We start from the raw sequence: 15405 nt of genomic DNA on the forward strand, positions 1-15405 counted from the left end.
TCAAGCCCCCACTGTTTTATTACTCATTTATATACACTTCAATTAATTTATCCACTGAATGATATTGTTGAATTTCTTGGTGATTAAATATATAATAATCCCCTTCTATCGCCTTTAAATCAGACAAATCATGTGTAATGTTGATGATAATCTTCTCGGGGTTCTCCTGAATATACTTGTTTAAGAAGCCATGAATCTCTATAACCGTTTTTTTGTCTAATGAATTCGTTATTTCATCTAAAACAATAATATTTTTATCCTCTAATAAGAAACTGAGCAATTTTAATTTTTGCTTTTGTCCATCACTCAAATTTTTGATCAGAACTTTTCCATCAATATTATCCAGATTAAGTAAATGTGCGATTTTATCTATCATTTCTGCATCAAATTTTTTACTCAAAAAGTGTAATAAAAAGTCCTTAGAAACATCATTAGGTATATTCGACGAGCTGGATATTAAAGAAACATTTTGACGAATATCTCTGCCGATTCTTTTGCTATTATTCAACAAAAAGTCTTTAGCAAGCTGTGATTTACCGACTCCATTTTTTCCGACAACATGATTAATTTTCCCGCTCGAAAAATGCAAGTCGGTGTCCTGAAGTAACGTTTTGCCTTTCACTTTTAAAGTGTAATTCGCTATATTCATATACATACTCCTAGGAAATATTTGTATTTTCAAGGTACCTCTTTCGTTTCCGGTTTGGAACTGTAAGAAATGTTTTTCGATGATTAATCTGGATATCTTTTACTCTAGTTTACAATATATAACACTCAATGTACAACAACGGCAGTTTCCTCAAGGCAATTCCTTACAAGATAACTGACAAACAAGCTAAATAAATGGATCGTCAATACCATATCAATGCATATTGATAACAACAATAAGGAGGATACTGAACCTTTTAGCCTAAGCCCTTGACTAAATAACCTCCTCCGTAGATTCTGCTGAAAGGTTTTTCAGCTCTAGCTGCCTTAATCTTTCACTCGTTTTAATTGTCTCTAAAAGCAGTTATGCGGTACTATCATATAAAGGTCCAATGTTTAAAAATAATGACATACTTTTAAATTCACCTTATCATGCACATGATCATATATAGGGGTTTATTCTAAAAAGGGGATGGACGATTTTGGAAAGCAAGTACCTAGATCTACTCGCTCAAAAATACGATTGTGAAGAAAAAGTGGTAACAGAAATCATTAATTTGAAAGCGATATTGAACCTGCCAAAGGGCACTGAGCATTTTGTCAGTGATTTGCACGGGGAGTATCAGGCATTCCAGCACGTGCTGCGTAATGGTTCAGGACGAGTCAAAGAGAAGATACGCGACATCTTCAGCGGTGTCATTTACGATAGAGAAATCGATGAATTAGCAGCATTGGTCTATTATCCGGAAGACAAACTGAAATTAATCAAACATGACTTTGATGCCAAAGCAGCGTTAAACGAGTGGTATAAAGAAACGATTAACCGAATGATTAAGCTCGTTTCTTATTGCTCCTCCAAGTATACCCGCTCCAAACTGCGCAAAGCACTACCTGCCCAGTTTGCTTATATTACGGAGGAGCTGCTATACAAAACAGAACAAGCAGGCAACAAGGAGCAATATTACTCCGAAATCATTGATCAGATCATTGAGCTTGGCCAAGCCGATAAGCTGATCACCGGCCTTGCTTACAGCGTTCAGCGGCTGGTGGTCGACCATCTGCATGTGGTCGGCGATATTTATGACCGCGGCCCGCAGCCGGATAGAATTATGGAAGAACTGATCAACTATCATTCTGTCGATATTCAGTGGGGAAATCACGATGTCCTTTGGATTGGCGCCTACTCCGGTTCCAAAGTGTGCCTGGCCAATATTATCCGCATCTGTGCCCGCTATGACAACCTGGATATTATTGAAGACGTGTACGGCATCAACCTGAGACCGCTGCTGAACCTGGCTGAAAAATATTACGATGATAACCCAGCGTTCCGTCCAAAAGCAGACGACAACAGGCCAGAGGATGAGATTAAGCAAATCACAAAAATCCATCAAGCGATTGCCATGATCCAATTCAAGCTTGAGAGCCCGATTATCAAGAGACGGCCGAACTTTAATATGGAAGAGCGGCTGTTATTAGAGAAAATAGATTATGACAAAAATGAAATCACGCTAAACGGAAAAACATATCAACTGGAAAACACCTGCTTTGCGACGATTAATCCGGAGCAGCCAGATCAGCTATTAGAAGAAGAAGCAGAAGTCATAGACAAGCTGCTATTCTCTGTCCAGCATTCCGAAAAGCTGGGCCGCCATATGAATTTTATGATGAAAAAAGGCAGCCTTTATTTAAAATATAACGGCAACCTGTTGATTCACGGCTGTATTCCAGTTGATGAAAACGGCAATATGGAAACGATGATGATTGAGGATAAACCGTATGCGGGCCGTGAGCTGCTCGATGTATTTGAACGGTTCTTGCGAGAAGCCTTTGCTCACCCGGAAGAAACCGATGACCTGGAGACAGATATGGCCTGGTATTTATGGACAGGCGAGTACTCCTCCCTCTTCGGAAAACGCGCCATGACGACATTTGAGCGATATTTCATTAAAGAAAAGGAAACACATAAAGAAAAGAAAAACCCGTATTACTATTTACGCGAAGACGAGGCAACCTGCCGAAACATCCTGGCAGAATTCGGCCTCAATCCAGATCATGGCCATATCATTAACGGCCATACACCCGTAAAAGAAATCGAAGGAGAAGACCCAATCAAAGCAAATGGAAAAATGATCGTCATCGACGGCGGCTTCTCCAAAGCCTACCAATCCACAACAGGCATCGCCGGCTACACACTGCTATACAACTCCTACGGCATGCAGCTCGTCGCCCATAAACACTTCAACTCCAAGGCAGAAGTCCTAAGCACCGGAACCGACGTCTTAACGGTGAAGCGATTAGTGGACAAAGAGCTTGAGCGGAAGAAAGTGAAGGAAACGAATGTTGGTGAGGAATTGTTGCAGGAAGTTGCGATTTTGGAGAGTTTGCGGGAGTATCGGTATATGAAGTGAGGTATAGGGGGTTCGGTGATGATAATATAACCCTAAAGGTAGACAGATTGGATAAAAAATCTGTTTGCCTTGGGGAGTTTTTTTTATGGCTGGAAAATGAAACTTAAAAGAATAAAAAAACTAACCATACTTTCAGAAAGTAGCGGGAGAACCAGAGTTATGACGTACACTTTCTGATGCGTTAAAGTCGTATGAGTTGTTCAATTGGATAAATCATAGTTACAAGGTATCGAAGAAGTGATTGATTTCTCACGAAAGGACCAAGAACAAGAGTTTTTTGATCTCTTTTATTTATTCATTTATAAGAAGGAGTCAAGTTTGTTCACTCAAATCAATTAGAAAATTGCAAAAAAGTAAACAGCATTGATTTCGCATTAAAGTCGGGGGGAGAAGATGAAGAGGCGCTAAAAACATTTAATGCAGACTGTAACCTTACTGTTCTAATGATTGAGGAAAAATTTCTAACTTAAAGAAAAATGATGAATATAGATAGAAAAACACAAGTGAACTCCAAAGTGTGCGCACCTAAAGTCGGTTAGGTTAGAAACAAGAAAAGATACAAAACTATTGTAAACATATAAAAAACTTAATTGGTATACATAGATAACAAAAGCTCTAACTCAATAAATAAGGATATAGGGAATTCCCCTTAACTGTGTATATAAATTCATTTATTCAAAATCGATTGTACTTACTCAACTCCCACTAAAGTAAAAATATTATCATTTCAGGCACTAACGAGGTCAAAGATCTCACAAAAAAGAACAAGCTAAAGAATGAATTGTTATATTTTTAAACTATGAATAACTCTAGAATAGGATGATTTAGTTATTCAAATAATAGAAGATTTTATCCTTGAATGACATCTCTTTTATCTTTTATAAGATCCTCAATGTTTACTTCTAAGGCATTTGATAATTTTATCAATGTTGTATATGTGGGATTTTTTTGAGCTAATTCAAGCTTACTAATATAATTTCTATGTAGTCCCGCCTTAAAACCTAATGTTTCTTGAGAATAGCCCTTTCTTTCTCTTAAATGTCTAATTCTTTTTCCAAGATCAATTAACGATGCATCAATATGATTCTTTTCGCTTTTCATATGTACTCCCAACTGTTAATTAAAAATTTAAAAGTGTTTATTTGATGTGAAAATTATATTATAATTATTCCACAGAATCCTCACACTATAGTATGAACAATAGAGGTTTCTTAAAGGTGGTAATATATTTGTTCACAAATAATTTTTTCAAAGCATTAAATATCAAGAATCAAAAAGAACTTCTATATTTTTCCAGAAAAACTAGCATTCCTGTTTCAAAATTAAAAATGTACAACGAGGAATCAATTCTTCCTTTTAATGAAGATTTAAATAAAATATTAAAAGAACTTAATATATCTGAATTTGAATTTAAACTAAAACTTGGAATATTAGATTCTGATACTATAGATTTATTAGCGAAGTTTTCATCTGAGATTAATACTCTAATAAAAAATCCACAGTATGATCGAGAAAGTAACAAAAAAAATGATAAATTACCCATTTTCAAAACAGATTTTGGAGAGTTGTATCAAGATGATTGTTTATCTTTAATGCAAAACCTGCCTAAAAATTCTGTTGATCTTATTTTTGCAGATCCACCATTTAATTTAAACAAAAAGTACGAATCAAAAATTAATGACCAGCTAAGTAAAACAGAGTATCTAAAATGGACAGAAAGATGGGTATTAAGCTGCGTAGAATTGTTAAAAGAAGGCGGATCTTTTTTTGTTTGGAACCTGCCTGTATGGAATACTCATATATCATCTATTCTTAATAAATATCTTAATTTTAGGCAATGGATTGCTGTTGATATAAAATATCAATTACCCATTCCAAACAAACTATATCCAGCCCACTACTCTCTTCTTTACTATACAAAAGGGAAAAAACCTAGTACTTTTAACAATCAACGTCTTCCAATAGAAATCTGCAGACATTGTGGAGGAGATATAAAAGATTATGGTGGATATAAACATAAGTTAAATAAGAATGGGCTAAATTTAACAGATGTTTGGCGGGATTTATCACCTGTTAGGCATAGTAAATATAAATCAAGAGAGAGTAACGAACTCCCTTTAAAGTTATTAGAGAGAGTTATAAGCATGGCTTCAGAAGAAGGGGATCTTATTTTTGATCCTTTTGGTGGTAGTGGGACAACCTTCATAGTTAGTGAAATTTTAAAACGTAAATGGGTTGGATGTGAAATTGGACCAATTAATTCAATAATTAAGCGTTTTGAAGACATTGATTTTCATAAAAAACAAATATTAGATATTCAAAGTAAGAAGAATGTATTGTTTACTGAAGAAATGAAAACAATACGTACTCAAAATGGACACTGGTTAGCCGATACTTTTAATGAGTAAACAAAAAGAAGCTGTAATAATACAATTACAGCTTCTTTTTGTTATGGGATTTGGCGTTCTTCTCTTAGTCCTAAAACCATATTTTTAAGATCTTCAATACTCTCATTAAAATTAATATATTCAGGTCCAAACTTTAAACACCTGACGTTGTAGGTTTCTTCCCATTGCTTAATAATATGTTCTGATACTCCCTCTTTTATTACAATGTAATGAGGTGCTGCACTGTTAGAAGTATTACGTATGGACTGCAAGACTAAATTAATATCTGGATCACTCAAGCTATAGCCCAAAAATAATACAGTATGCGTCTGAAATAACGATTTTAATAAAGAATAGAACTCAGGATATTTTTCTTGATTTTCATAATACTGCTTAGATGTAAAAATTATTTCATCAGTATCATCAATAGATCCATGTGCTTTTATAATTATGTTTTCTGGTGACTTAATATTCGAAATAATTGACTTTGTTCTTTGATAATCATAAATAACGTATTGAGACTCATTACAAATGCTATCGTATATTTTGTCAAAATTTGTAGTGATAACAATCTTACTGTCAATTTCTTTTATATCTAAATGAACAGAAGAAGGATTAAATCCTCCCCTAGAAAATTGGTCTTTTAAGTATTTACTATATGCACCCGGATCACATAAGTCATATATTGCTTGAAGAGCTAAAAGATAATTTTTCTGTTCTATCATACTATAAATAAATTTCAGATCCTCTTGTCTAGGATTGTTGATTAGCTTAATAATATTTTCCAAAAAATCTCCCCATGTTTTTGGGGAAACTCCTTCATCATTTTTAGCCGTAGCAGAGACACCAGATCCTAAAAATAGTACACATCTCCGATAAGCCAATTCTTCAACTAAATTATCTGGCCAAATTACATTACTCAATTTCATCACCTATGTTTTTAAGAAAGTTCAATGCGATTTTATGAATAAATTCTGTATATTCCTTTACACTACTAGACTGGTTTCCTCTTATTCCACTCTTATAGTCTAATTTAAAAATTGGTGTATTAGCAGTTTGAGATAATGGCACTATACTATATACATATGGGATATCACCTAATTTGATATCTTCTTCTTTTATATCACTAGGGATGAATTCACCTAAATATTTCAATATAGTACTATGCATTTCTTTAATTACCTTCTCATAAGCTTGTACCGGTCTGACTCTTCCTTTAAATTTTCTTTTGGAATACTGCTGAATAGAATAACCTATAAATCTTGAGTAATTTTTGACATTAGTATTTATACGATATTTATCACTAAATGAGTCAAGATTAAAATCAGGATCACTTTTTTGTATATTCTTTAATGCATCCATATATAGATCCATCCACCTATTTACCCAGGTGCCAATATTCTCTATCCCCAATAAACTAAATATGTCTGAACCCATCGGGGTTGCAAAATAATCTGAATTAAGTAGAATGCTCCTATTTAAAGCACCCAGAGAAGGTCCAACATCAATAAAGACATAGTCATATTCAGAAATCCAAGGTTTCAACTGGTTTAACCAATTTAGCTTTCGTAGTTCACCTTTGTCCTGTCCAAGAGTTCCATTCCAACTACGGCTCATTAAATCATCTATAATTGCCAACTTAGGGTGACCAGGAATTAGATCAATCTGATAATTATTTTCTTCTTTGTTAACAGGTATTTCAATGTGTTTTATATTCGGGTCACCCTCGTCCATATTTTCAAAGTAGTTAAATATTGTATTATGAATTGGGTTTTCCCCATAAAATTTATCCCAATTATCTTCACAAATTATTAGTTGTGTAGAATTAGATTGCGGATCTAAATCTATCAAAAGCACTTTTTTATTAAAATTTATACTTAAATAACTTGCTAAGTTAACAACCGATGTAGTTTTTCCAACTCCACCTTTGTTGTTAAAAAAAGTAACAACTTTCATATTATGCACTCCCATTTTAGATTTATATTTTAATGTACAATCTCACTTATGGTACGGCTCCCCACGATTAATCCGAAAAGCCCGATAAATCTGCTCCACCAGAATAAGACGCATCAACTGATGAGGAAACGTCATTTTTGAGAACGACAGCTTTTCATCCGCTCGCTTCATCACTGCGTCACTCAATCCGAGTGATCCGCCGATGACGAAGGTGACTTTGCTTTTTCCATATGTAGCCAGCTTATCTATTGTATCGGCTAGTTCTTCGGATGTTTTCATTTTTCCTTCGATGGCGAGGGCGATGACGTGGGCGTCGGGACTGATTTTTGATAGGATGCGGTCGCCTTCTTTGTCTTTTATGATTTTCATGTCCTGGTCGCTTAGGTTTTCCGGCGCTTTTTCGTCCGGGAGTTCGATGATGTCGATTTTTGCGTAGGCCGAAAGTCGTTTGGTGTATTCTTCAATGCCTTGCTTGAGGTATTTTTCTTTTAGTTTTCCGATTGTCACAATATTGATATTCACAGGTCATCCCCACTTTAAAAACAAGTTATTCATATATGTTGTCCACAATTGTGGATATCTTTTCTGTATTTTGTGTAAGATCATTCGTTCCCCACTATATATACTGCGGGGTCTCCACATAATTCACAGGCTGTGGATAAACTGTTAGTATGTTCGATTTTTCTGATTTCGGGCGGCAGCTCGTGGTCGTCTATGTACATATCCAGCACCGTTTCGATGTGTTCTTCACAAGAATAATACGCTTGTTTCATGTTCAAATCCTCCGATGTTTTCTTCCATTTTTACAAATGTTCTCTTCTCAATATAACCTATTTATTCACATGTTAGTAGTGCTTCGGGCTGAGTTTTATCCACAATTCGACAAACAAGCTGTTGATGACTCTATTTCGCTCGTGTGTTAGTTTGGATGTAACCGATGTGTGGGGAGGTCTGCATTTGCGCTTTAGATGGGTTTGGCTTTTTGTGATCATGTTGCTGCTTGCTGGGTGTCAGCCGTCTTATTGGGTGTTGGAGAAGGATCGAATCGGTGAAGGCAGTCCAGACTTAGAAATATACGCTAATTATCTCCAAATGCATGATGACGTGAAAGGATATCAAGTCTTCACCATTTTAGAAGGGAGAAAAATGGTTATTGTGTCTCTCGGAAGCAGCGAGAAAGATAAGAAGCTTGAAGTGTCAGACGTCAAATTCTCACCTAAAGAAACGATTGTAACTGTGAAACGAAAACCTGCTCCTACGGCAAATGAGAAAAACCCTTATATTTTGATTGGACTGGACAAAATCGAAGGGGACTTAATTGTCCAAGACGAAACAGGAGATCGCTTTGAAGAAACGGATTACCAGCAATAAAGCCGGCGTTCTGAGAACGTCCGGCTTTTTCTTTTACTTCAATGTTCCATGCGGGTCGATGACGAATTTTTTGGCTGCGCCTTTGTCGAAGTCGCTGTAGCCTTTTGGCGCGTCGTCCAAAGAAATGACAGTGGCGTTGACGGCCTTTGCGATCTGCGCTCTGCCGCTCAGGATCGCTTTCATCAAATTGCGGTTGTATGTCATGGCGGGCGTTTGTCCGGTGACGAAGGTGTGGGCTTTGGCCCAGCCGAGTCCGAAGCGGATCTTTAATGAGCCTGTTTTGGCGTCCGCATCCTTTGCGCCGGGATCTTCGGTCACGTATAAGCCTGGAATGCCAAGGCTGCCGCCGACCTGGGTGACGTCCATGATCGAGTTCAGCACGGCGGCAGGCGCTTCTCCTTGATTGCCGTGTCCGGATGCTTCAAAGCCGACACAGTCCACTGCGGCATCAACGGTTGGTTCACCTAGTATTTGTTCAATTTGCTCGCCGAGGCGGTCGTGTTTTTGCACGTTGACCGTTTCACAGCCGAAGCTTCTCGCCTGTGCCAGTCTGTCTTCGTTCAGATCGCCGACAATCACGGTTGAGGCGCCTAGGAGCTGAGCGGAGTGTGCAGCTGCCAAGCCAACAGGCCCCGCTCCCGCGATATAAACGGTTGAACCTGTTTGCACGCCCGCTGTGTAAGCTCCGTGGAAGCCGGTCGGGAAAATGTCGGACAGCATGGTCAAATCGAGAATCTTTTCTAACGCCTGTTCTTTATCAGGGAATACCAAAAGCTGAAAATCAGCGTATGGCACCATGACATATTCAGACTGGCCGCCGACCCAGCCGCCCATATCGACGTAGCCGTAAGCCGATCCCGGCCGGTCCGGATTGACATTCAGGCACACATGCGTTTTCTGCGTTTTGCACATCACACAGCGTCCGCAGGCAATATTGAAAGGAACGGATACGATATCTCCTTTTTTGATAAATTCAACATCACGCCCCGTTTCAATGACTTCTCCCGTAATTTCATGCCCGAGCACCAAGCCTTCAGGCGCCGTTGTGCGGCCTCTGACCATATGCTGGTCGCTTCCGCAAATGTTGGTTGTAATGACTTTGAGAATAACCCCATGCTCACATTTTCGATTCACATTCGCCTTCGGGACGCCGGGCCCGTCCCTCAAGATTAACTCCGGATAACCGATATCCTCCACCGCTACAGTCCCTTTGCCTTTGTACACAACCGCTTTGTTTCCTGTCAACGCCATTCCTCCCATTCATGTTTTTGGACTCTTGGTCCTTGAACATGACTTCGGTTCGGCATGACTCTTTCCCTTTTTCACGACTGTTTTTTCTGTATTCTTATAACAACAAATATGCCAAGAAAGCAGCCAATAATGGTTCCGCCGATGTCTAAGAAGTCGACTTTACATCCATTTAACAGGAACACAGTAATGGCCGAAACCAGGCTGATCATTACTGCCAGAAGAATAACCCGTTTGGTGCGCATGTAATCCCTCCTTTAGATTCGTTTCTAAAACATACCCAAAATCTCTGCAAACTTCGGTTCAACAAAAAAAGAGACTTCACACCAGTCTCTTTATAATTAGAGATCAATTAAAAAATTTCCTGAGAAATAATGTGACAATACTGGTTACTAACGCAATCGCCGTATATATAACAACCCAAAACATGAATGAGCTATTGCCCGAAGCTAACGTAACTAACAATATCAAGCTCGCGATAAGGACGATGAGCGGTGCCACCCAAAATCTCTTAAATAAAAAATGACCCGCTATACCAAATACACCTGCGATGATCGGAAAACCAAAAACGATAAATAAAACGGCGATGGCTCCCATACTACCCTCCTTGCCTTAAAACCTCTTCATCACCTCAACATCATACAGCTTCAAATGACTCTTCGGCGTCACGACATCCTTTACCTTCCTAATCTCTTTTTCTTTCATTTTCTTTCCGGTTTTCAGACTGTACTGTTCAATGTAGGCAGGCTTGTTATACGTGTATGTGAAGAAATAGAGGCTGCTGCCTTTTTGGGTGATTTCTTTGAAATCGGCTTTCATTTTGTCCTGGGAAAGGGTGAAGGCGATGTTTGTTTTTCCTGTCTTGGCATCGATTTTGTGTACCTTTCCGAAGCCGTCAATGAAATACAGGTTCCCGTCATAAGGGAAAAAGCTGTTTTTAAAGCTGAAGGGCATGGAGCTGTATATCGTTTGTTCGTCGTTTTTGTATTCGGCGATGTCATGCAGCTCTACTTTGCCGCTTTTTTTGTTGATCTTGACCATTTGATAGAGATTGTGGGCTTTTTGGCCGCGAACCATGACATACACAGCTTGGTCGTCCACTGCAAGCTGGGATTCGACTGAGGCTCCTTCCCGGTACTGCCATTCCGTTATCTTGTGGTAAGTGAGCTTCTTTTGATCTGCTTGAATCTGAAGGAGCTCATAGCCTTTTTCGTCATCTGTCGGGACGAGTGCGTAAATGGCGCCGTCATGGAAACCGGAGGCTCGGATGTAGTAGGAGATGACGTCTTTTTTCCACTCACCGTCCATCTGCCGGTACAGCTCTGAGCGGTATCCGTCTTTCTTTTTGTCGTAGCCGGAGTTGTATAAGGTGTAAAAGCCGTCCGTGTTTTGCAGAAAGCCTGCGCTGTCGCCTGTGTGCTGATAGGCTCTTTTATGGGAGCGCAGGCCGTTTTTGATCGTATAAATCGTGTTTTTGTCCTCCAGCATCACGCTGTCACCGTGAACCTTTGCTGAGCCCAGCTCAAGGCCCTTCATCTGAAAGGAAGACAGCGTCCCGTCCTGGCTGATAAACAGGGCGTAGCTTTTCCCGCCGCCAAATGCATCTTGATCCGCAGAGGATGAGAAATACAGCAGGACTTCTTTGTCATCCAGGAAATCGGGGTTTCTGAGATCCTGCTGACTTACGGTTTTATGGCTTTTGAGAGGAGAAATGAAGACAAATAGTGCGATTCCTGCGAGAATCAGCATGGCGATGGTAATCATCCACTTTTTCATATCCTTCTCCTTAGTAAATGGTCATGATGGTTGTCGTATACGAAGAACTTGTGATGTCGCGCGGATACACGCCTAAGCCTCCGTTGCTGTCTATATCAATCCCTGCTTTTAGCAAAAAGGCAGACCATAGGAGCTTTGAACAGTTTTTGGCGCCGTCATGGCCCGTATTTCTGTTATTGACGAAGTTAAATGAGTATGGGTCGCCGACTTTTGATACCGCCCAGTCGGCAGCAGCTGTTTTTTGAGATGAGGATACGCTGACGGTTTGCACAATGGAGTTGTCTTCCACGTCTCTGGCATTATAAGCGATCTGCCTGACGCCGTCGCTCGGGACAGATTCAACAATTTTGTCAGCAGCGGAGTACATGCCGACGTGGCCGTGATTGTAGTAGGCTGTGTAGGAGTTCGTGTAATAGATATTGCCTTTCGCGCTTGTCGGGAGTTTTTTCGTGCCGGACGACCCGCCCATGATAGACATGCCGCTTTCCTTGGCGAGCCGGTCTCCTTCTGCTTTATCAGCCGTGATTTCCTTATAGAACTGTTTTAGGATAACGTCCTGCTTTACGTGCTGCTGTTTGGCAATCTGGCTGGCAGATTTCATGATTTCTTCCGGTGTCGTGCCTGGCTGCAGTGCGGCGATTTCTTCAGCATAATTTGTGGTCTTTACGGCTTTGGCGGGAGAAACAAACAGGCCGCCACACATTGTAAGCGCTACCAAAAACATCGACACTCGTTTCTTCAACTTCATTACATCTCCTCTTTTCTTGTGAGTGTAGGAAAGGTAATTTCCTCACCCACATTATATTAGGAAAATAAGGAAAGTAACTAGGTTATTTACAGAATTTTTAGAAATCGTTTACAGAAAAAGGCCTTTATCAGGCCCTTTTCGTTAAATCTTCTTGCTCATCACTACGTCTGTTTCTTGAAATCCGGTTTGCTCATATAGCTTTCGCGCCGTCTGATTATGGGCAAAGACATGAAGGGACAGCTTGCGGATTCCCATGCTGCGTGCCGTTTGATCTATGCCGCCAATGCTTGCTTTGCGTAGCCCTTTCCCCGATACGGTTCATATAACCCGAAATCATAAATAAACGCTTCCTGCTGCGGATGCTCCGGTTCAGCATGTATCCAGAGCCAGCCAACGATATCCTTTTCATTCAGCTTGAGGCTCCACAAATGGTGATGGGGTGTTTCCAGCCCTCTCGGAAGCAGATCAGTAAACGCCTGCTTAGACAAAAGCTGTGCATCTTCAGGCAGCCATGTTCCCGCTTTTACCTTTTCTTCCGCGTAATGCTTTGTTGTGTATGTGAGATAAGACCGAAATTCTTCTGACTGCATTGTGGTCAGCATGATTGTCATATCATCTCTCCTTCATATATTGACTAGAGGATTTTACATAAAATAGAAAGAGGTGTTACTATCAGAATAAGCAACTGAGATTGATAAGTCACTAGAGAAAGGAGTTTCACATGAATAAGATCGCACCCGCAGAAATCGCTAGCATGCTCAACGATTGGTACCTTGCCATCAAGAAACATGAAGTTGAAGAATCCTCCCGTTTATTTGAAGAAGTGAAGCCTTTATTGGATGACATGGAAGAGGATCAGGAGGTGCTTGCCTACTTCTCCTTATTGGAACTGCGCCACAAGGTTTTGCTTCACGAGGCGAGAGGACAGGGCTTTCAGCATGAGGAGCCTTCTCATATGAATGCTACGTCTGACATGCTGAAATATTACTTTTTTCTGTTTGAAGGCATGTATGAGGCCTATAAAAATAATTATGACATTGCCATTGGGCTGTATAAAGATGCAGAGCAGTATCTCGACAACATTCCCGATCCGATTGAGAAAGCCGAATTTCACCTGAAGGTCGGAAAGCTCTATTATAAGCTGGGACAAAATATTGTATCCCTCAATCATACACGGCAAGCAGTCAAAACATTCAGGGAAGAAACTGATTATAAAAAGAAGCTGGCTTCAGCCCTGATTACCATGTCAGGCAATTTTACAGAGATGAGCCAGTTTGAAGAAGCTGAGGCTTACTTGGACGAAGCAATTCGGATCACGAGTGAATTAGAGGATCATTTTTTTGAAGCCCAGCTTTTGCATAACTTCGGCCTTCTTCATGCGCAAAGCGGCAAATCAGAAGAAGCGGTTTCGAAATTAGAGGAGGCTCTACGGAACGATGAGTATGCCCGCTCCGCCTATTATTATCATTCTGCCTACTTGCTGATACGAGAGCTGTTTAAGATCAAAAAGAAAGAACAGGCCTTATCTTATTACCAAGACGTGAAGGAAAAATTGACTGCTGAGCCGAATAGAATATGTGAGGCAAAAATAGACATTTTATATGCCATTTATGCAGAAGGGGGTCATGCGGAAACGTTTCACTTATGCAAACAACATATGGATGACTTGTTGTCCGAGAAAGAGTATGACAGTGTAAGAGAACTTTCCATTTTGGCTGGCGAACGGTATAGGGAACTTGAGCTTTACAAAGAAGCTGCCCACTTTTTTTATGAAGCATTACAGATTGAAGAACTGATTAAACGAACGGAGGTTATATAAATGAAAAGATTTCTGATTGGCGCAGGCGTCGCAGCGGTGATTTTATCAGGTTGGTTTATTGCGGACCATCAAATCCATTCACAGGAGATGAAAGTCGCTGAGAAAATGATTGGATAAATGAAAAACCCCCGCGGGTGCGGGGGTTTTCTTATTATAGCAGCTTCTTCCCTAGCAGGGATTCTACGAGCTCTACTGCTGTTTTACCTGTTTTGTTTTTGTGATCAAGGATCGGGTTAACCTCAACGAATTCGGCTGAGGTAATGATGCCTGCGTCATACAGCATTTCCATAGCCAAATGGCTCTCCCGGTAGCTGATGCCGCCGACGACAGGGGTTCCGACACCCGGTGCGTCGTTCGGATCAAGTCCGTCCAGATCAAGGCTCAGATGGACGCCATCACATGCTGATAAATAATCAAGGGTTTCTTCAATGACCTTTGTCATGCCAAGACGGTCGATTTCGTGCATTGTGTACACCTTCATGCCGCTTTCCTTAATGTACTTGCGCTCCCCTTCATCAAGTGACCGGGCGCCAATGATGACGACGTTTTCCGGTTTGATTTTAGGCGCGTAGCCTTCAAGATTAACCAGTGACTCGTGGCCAATGCCGAGGCTGACCGCGAGCGGCATGCCGTGAATATTGCCCGATGGTGAAGTTTCAAGTGTATTCAAATCGCCGTGCGCGTCATACCAGATGACGCCGAGATTATCGTAATGCTTCGCTGTGCCTGCCAGCGTGCCGATCGCAATACTGTGGTCACCGCCCAGGACAAGCGGGAATTTTTTCTCTTCAATGACTTTGTTGACCTTTTGCGCGAGTTTTTCATTTCCCGCCAAAACGGAATTCAGGTTTTTCAGTTCCTCGTCATTTTTGATTTTTTCGCGGTTGATCGGAATGTCTCCAAGATCTTCAACCGTATATCCCATGTCTGACAGCCTCTCGATCAGATGAGCGTACCGGATGGCACTCGGGCCCATATCCACTCCGCGTCGTGCTTGTCCTAAATCCATTGGCATTCCAATAACCGAAATCGTTTTATCCATCT

Annotated in this window: 17 protein-coding genes and 1 pseudogene; 5 read left to right on the plus strand and 13 right to left on the minus strand. The window is 40.3% G+C overall.

Annotation, left to right across the window (positions count from 1 at the left end; all coding sequences use genetic code 11):
- Nucleotides 1–19: 19 nt before the first annotated feature.
- Entirely contained in the window at nucleotides 20–649 is a 630-nt protein-coding gene (gene yydI / locus AC07VD_RS04780) for a YydI family epipeptide exporter ATP-binding subunit (RefSeq protein ID WP_014481448.1), read from the minus strand.
- Nucleotides 650–1130: 481 nt separating this feature from the next.
- Between yydI and fbp the strand changes: the two genes are divergently transcribed.
- A complete protein-coding gene (fbp, locus tag AC07VD_RS04785; protein WP_494721520.1) occupies nucleotides 1131–3056 on the plus strand; it encodes a fructose-1,6-bisphosphatase in 1926 nt (641 codons plus the stop codon).
- Between the two features lie 849 nt (nucleotides 3057–3905).
- Here the strand turns inward: fbp and AC07VD_RS04790 are convergent.
- Nucleotides 3906–4157 carry a helix-turn-helix domain-containing protein gene (locus tag AC07VD_RS04790; RefSeq protein ID WP_217017349.1) on the minus strand — a complete coding sequence of 84 codons (252 nt, stop codon included), beginning with the start codon at nucleotides 4155–4157 and terminating at the stop codon, nucleotides 3906–3908.
- Between the two features lie 128 nt (nucleotides 4158–4285).
- Between AC07VD_RS04790 and AC07VD_RS04795 the strand changes: the two genes are divergently transcribed.
- Nucleotides 4286–5464, plus strand: coding sequence for a DNA-methyltransferase (locus tag AC07VD_RS04795; protein ID WP_217017350.1), 1179 nt, complete (start codon nucleotides 4286–4288; stop codon nucleotides 5462–5464).
- A gap of 41 nt (nucleotides 5465–5505) precedes the next feature.
- On the opposite strand, the gene AC07VD_RS04800 is transcribed toward AC07VD_RS04795, so the two are convergent.
- From AC07VD_RS04800 to AC07VD_RS04815, 4 genes are all read right to left on the minus strand, one after another.
- Complete coding sequence (locus tag AC07VD_RS04800; protein ID WP_217017353.1) at nucleotides 5506–6366, minus strand: SIR2 family protein; 861 nt, start codon at nucleotides 6364–6366, stop codon at nucleotides 5506–5508.
- Nucleotides 6359–7399 carry a ParA family protein gene (locus tag AC07VD_RS04805; RefSeq protein ID WP_217017354.1) on the minus strand — a complete coding sequence of 347 codons (1041 nt, stop codon included), beginning with the start codon at nucleotides 7397–7399 and terminating at the stop codon, nucleotides 6359–6361. Before AC07VD_RS04805 ends, AC07VD_RS04800 begins: the two co-directional genes overlap by 8 nt.
- 42 nt (nucleotides 7400–7441) lie before the next feature.
- Nucleotides 7442–7921, minus strand: a complete 480-nt coding sequence (gene rlmH, locus AC07VD_RS04810; RefSeq protein ID WP_003226975.1) for a 23S rRNA (pseudouridine(1915)-N(3))-methyltransferase RlmH — start codon at nucleotides 7919–7921, stop codon at nucleotides 7442–7444.
- 80 nt (nucleotides 7922–8001) lie between these two features.
- Nucleotides 8002–8172 (minus strand): CxxH/CxxC protein, encoded by a 171-nt coding sequence (locus tag AC07VD_RS04815; RefSeq protein ID WP_003219122.1) that lies wholly within the window; start codon nucleotides 8170–8172, stop codon nucleotides 8002–8004.
- A 184-nt stretch (nucleotides 8173–8356) separates the two neighbouring features.
- Here AC07VD_RS04815 and AC07VD_RS04820 point away from each other — a divergent pair, with 184 nt between their 5' ends.
- Nucleotides 8357–8770, plus strand: coding sequence for a hypothetical protein (locus AC07VD_RS04820; protein ID WP_029318551.1), 414 nt, complete (start codon nucleotides 8357–8359; stop codon nucleotides 8768–8770).
- A 33-nt stretch (nucleotides 8771–8803) separates the two neighbouring features.
- On the opposite strand, the gene fdhA is transcribed toward AC07VD_RS04820, so the two are convergent.
- The 6 genes and pseudogenes from fdhA to AC07VD_RS04850 all read right to left on the minus strand — a co-directional run bounded on the left by fdhA (nucleotide 8804) and on the right by AC07VD_RS04850 (nucleotide 13153).
- Nucleotides 8804–10030 carry a formaldehyde dehydrogenase, glutathione-independent gene (gene fdhA / locus AC07VD_RS04825; protein WP_003226972.1) on the minus strand — a complete coding sequence of 409 codons (1227 nt, stop codon included), beginning with the start codon at nucleotides 10028–10030 and terminating at the stop codon, nucleotides 8804–8806.
- Between the two features lie 62 nt (nucleotides 10031–10092).
- Nucleotides 10093–10263 (minus strand): hypothetical protein, encoded by a 171-nt coding sequence (locus AC07VD_RS04830; protein ID WP_014481459.1) that lies wholly within the window; start codon nucleotides 10261–10263, stop codon nucleotides 10093–10095.
- Nucleotides 10264–10366: 103 nt separating this feature from the next.
- Nucleotides 10367–10615 (minus strand): DUF2651 family protein, encoded by a 249-nt coding sequence (locus AC07VD_RS04835; protein ID WP_014481460.1) that lies wholly within the window; start codon nucleotides 10613–10615, stop codon nucleotides 10367–10369.
- Nucleotides 10616–10630: 15 nt separating this feature from the next.
- Nucleotides 10631–11794, minus strand: a complete 1164-nt coding sequence (locus tag AC07VD_RS04840) for a YycP family beta-propeller protein (RefSeq protein ID WP_101169718.1) — start codon at nucleotides 11792–11794, stop codon at nucleotides 10631–10633.
- Between the two features lie 10 nt (nucleotides 11795–11804).
- Nucleotides 11805–12542, minus strand: a complete 738-nt coding sequence (locus tag AC07VD_RS04845) for a YiiX/YebB-like N1pC/P60 family cysteine hydrolase (RefSeq protein WP_015250821.1) — start codon at nucleotides 12540–12542, stop codon at nucleotides 11805–11807.
- A gap of 141 nt (nucleotides 12543–12683) precedes the next feature.
- Nucleotides 12684–13153 (minus strand): annotated as a pseudogene (locus AC07VD_RS04850) (GNAT family N-acetyltransferase).
- A 110-nt stretch (nucleotides 13154–13263) separates the two neighbouring features.
- On the opposite strand from AC07VD_RS04850, the gene rapG reads away from it, so the two are divergent.
- Nucleotides 13264–14361: a response regulator aspartate phosphatase RapG gene (gene rapG / locus AC07VD_RS04855; protein ID WP_017695778.1), complete on the plus strand. Its 1098-nt coding sequence runs from the start codon at nucleotides 13264–13266 to the stop codon at nucleotides 14359–14361.
- Nucleotides 14362–14478 carry a Phr family secreted Rap phosphatase inhibitor gene (locus tag AC07VD_RS04860; RefSeq protein ID WP_014478535.1) on the plus strand — a complete coding sequence of 39 codons (117 nt, stop codon included), beginning with the start codon at nucleotides 14362–14364 and terminating at the stop codon, nucleotides 14476–14478.
- A 34-nt stretch (nucleotides 14479–14512) separates the two neighbouring features.
- On the opposite strand, the gene rocF is transcribed toward AC07VD_RS04860, so the two are convergent.
- Nucleotides 14513–15403, minus strand: coding sequence for an arginase (gene rocF / locus AC07VD_RS04865; RefSeq protein WP_003226959.1), 891 nt, complete (start codon nucleotides 15401–15403; stop codon nucleotides 14513–14515).
- Nucleotides 15404–15405 lie beyond the last annotated feature (2 nt).

Source organism: Bacillus sp. GW821-FHT01G09 (genome assembly GCF_059422205.1).

Excerpts from the sequence above, each read along its gene's own strand:
- yydI (WP_014481448.1), bottom strand. The coding sequence starts at position 649 with ATGAATATAGCGAATTACACTTTAAAAGTGAAAGGCAAAACGTTACTT.
- AC07VD_RS04790 (WP_217017349.1), bottom strand. The coding sequence starts at position 4,157 with ATGAAAAGCGAAAAGAATCATATTGATGCATCGTTAATTGATCTTGGA.
- AC07VD_RS04805 (WP_217017354.1), bottom strand. The coding sequence starts at position 7,399 with ATGAAAGTTGTTACTTTTTTTAACAACAAAGGTGGAGTTGGAAAAACT.
- AC07VD_RS04815 (WP_003219122.1), bottom strand. The coding sequence starts at position 8,172 with ATGAAACAAGCGTATTATTCTTGTGAAGAACACATCGAAACGGTGCTG.
- fdhA (WP_003226972.1), bottom strand. The coding sequence starts at position 10,030 with ATGGGAGGAATGGCGTTGACAGGAAACAAAGCGGTTGTGTACAAAGGC.
- AC07VD_RS04830 (WP_014481459.1), bottom strand. The coding sequence starts at position 10,263 with ATGCGCACCAAACGGGTTATTCTTCTGGCAGTAATGATCAGCCTGGTT.
- AC07VD_RS04835 (WP_014481460.1), bottom strand. The coding sequence starts at position 10,615 with ATGGGAGCCATCGCCGTTTTATTTATCGTTTTTGGTTTTCCGATCATC.
- AC07VD_RS04840 (WP_101169718.1), bottom strand. The coding sequence starts at position 11,794 with ATGAAAAAGTGGATGATTACCATCGCCATGCTGATTCTCGCAGGAATC.
- AC07VD_RS04845 (WP_015250821.1), bottom strand. The coding sequence starts at position 12,542 with ATGAAGTTGAAGAAACGAGTGTCGATGTTTTTGGTAGCGCTTACAATG.
- rapG (WP_017695778.1), top strand. The coding sequence starts at position 13,264 with ATGAATAAGATCGCACCCGCAGAAATCGCTAGCATGCTCAACGATTGG.
- AC07VD_RS04860 (WP_014478535.1), top strand. The coding sequence starts at position 14,362 with ATGAAAAGATTTCTGATTGGCGCAGGCGTCGCAGCGGTGATTTTATCA.
- rocF (WP_003226959.1), bottom strand. The coding sequence starts at position 15,403 with ATGGATAAAACGATTTCGGTTATTGGAATGCCAATGGATTTAGGACAA.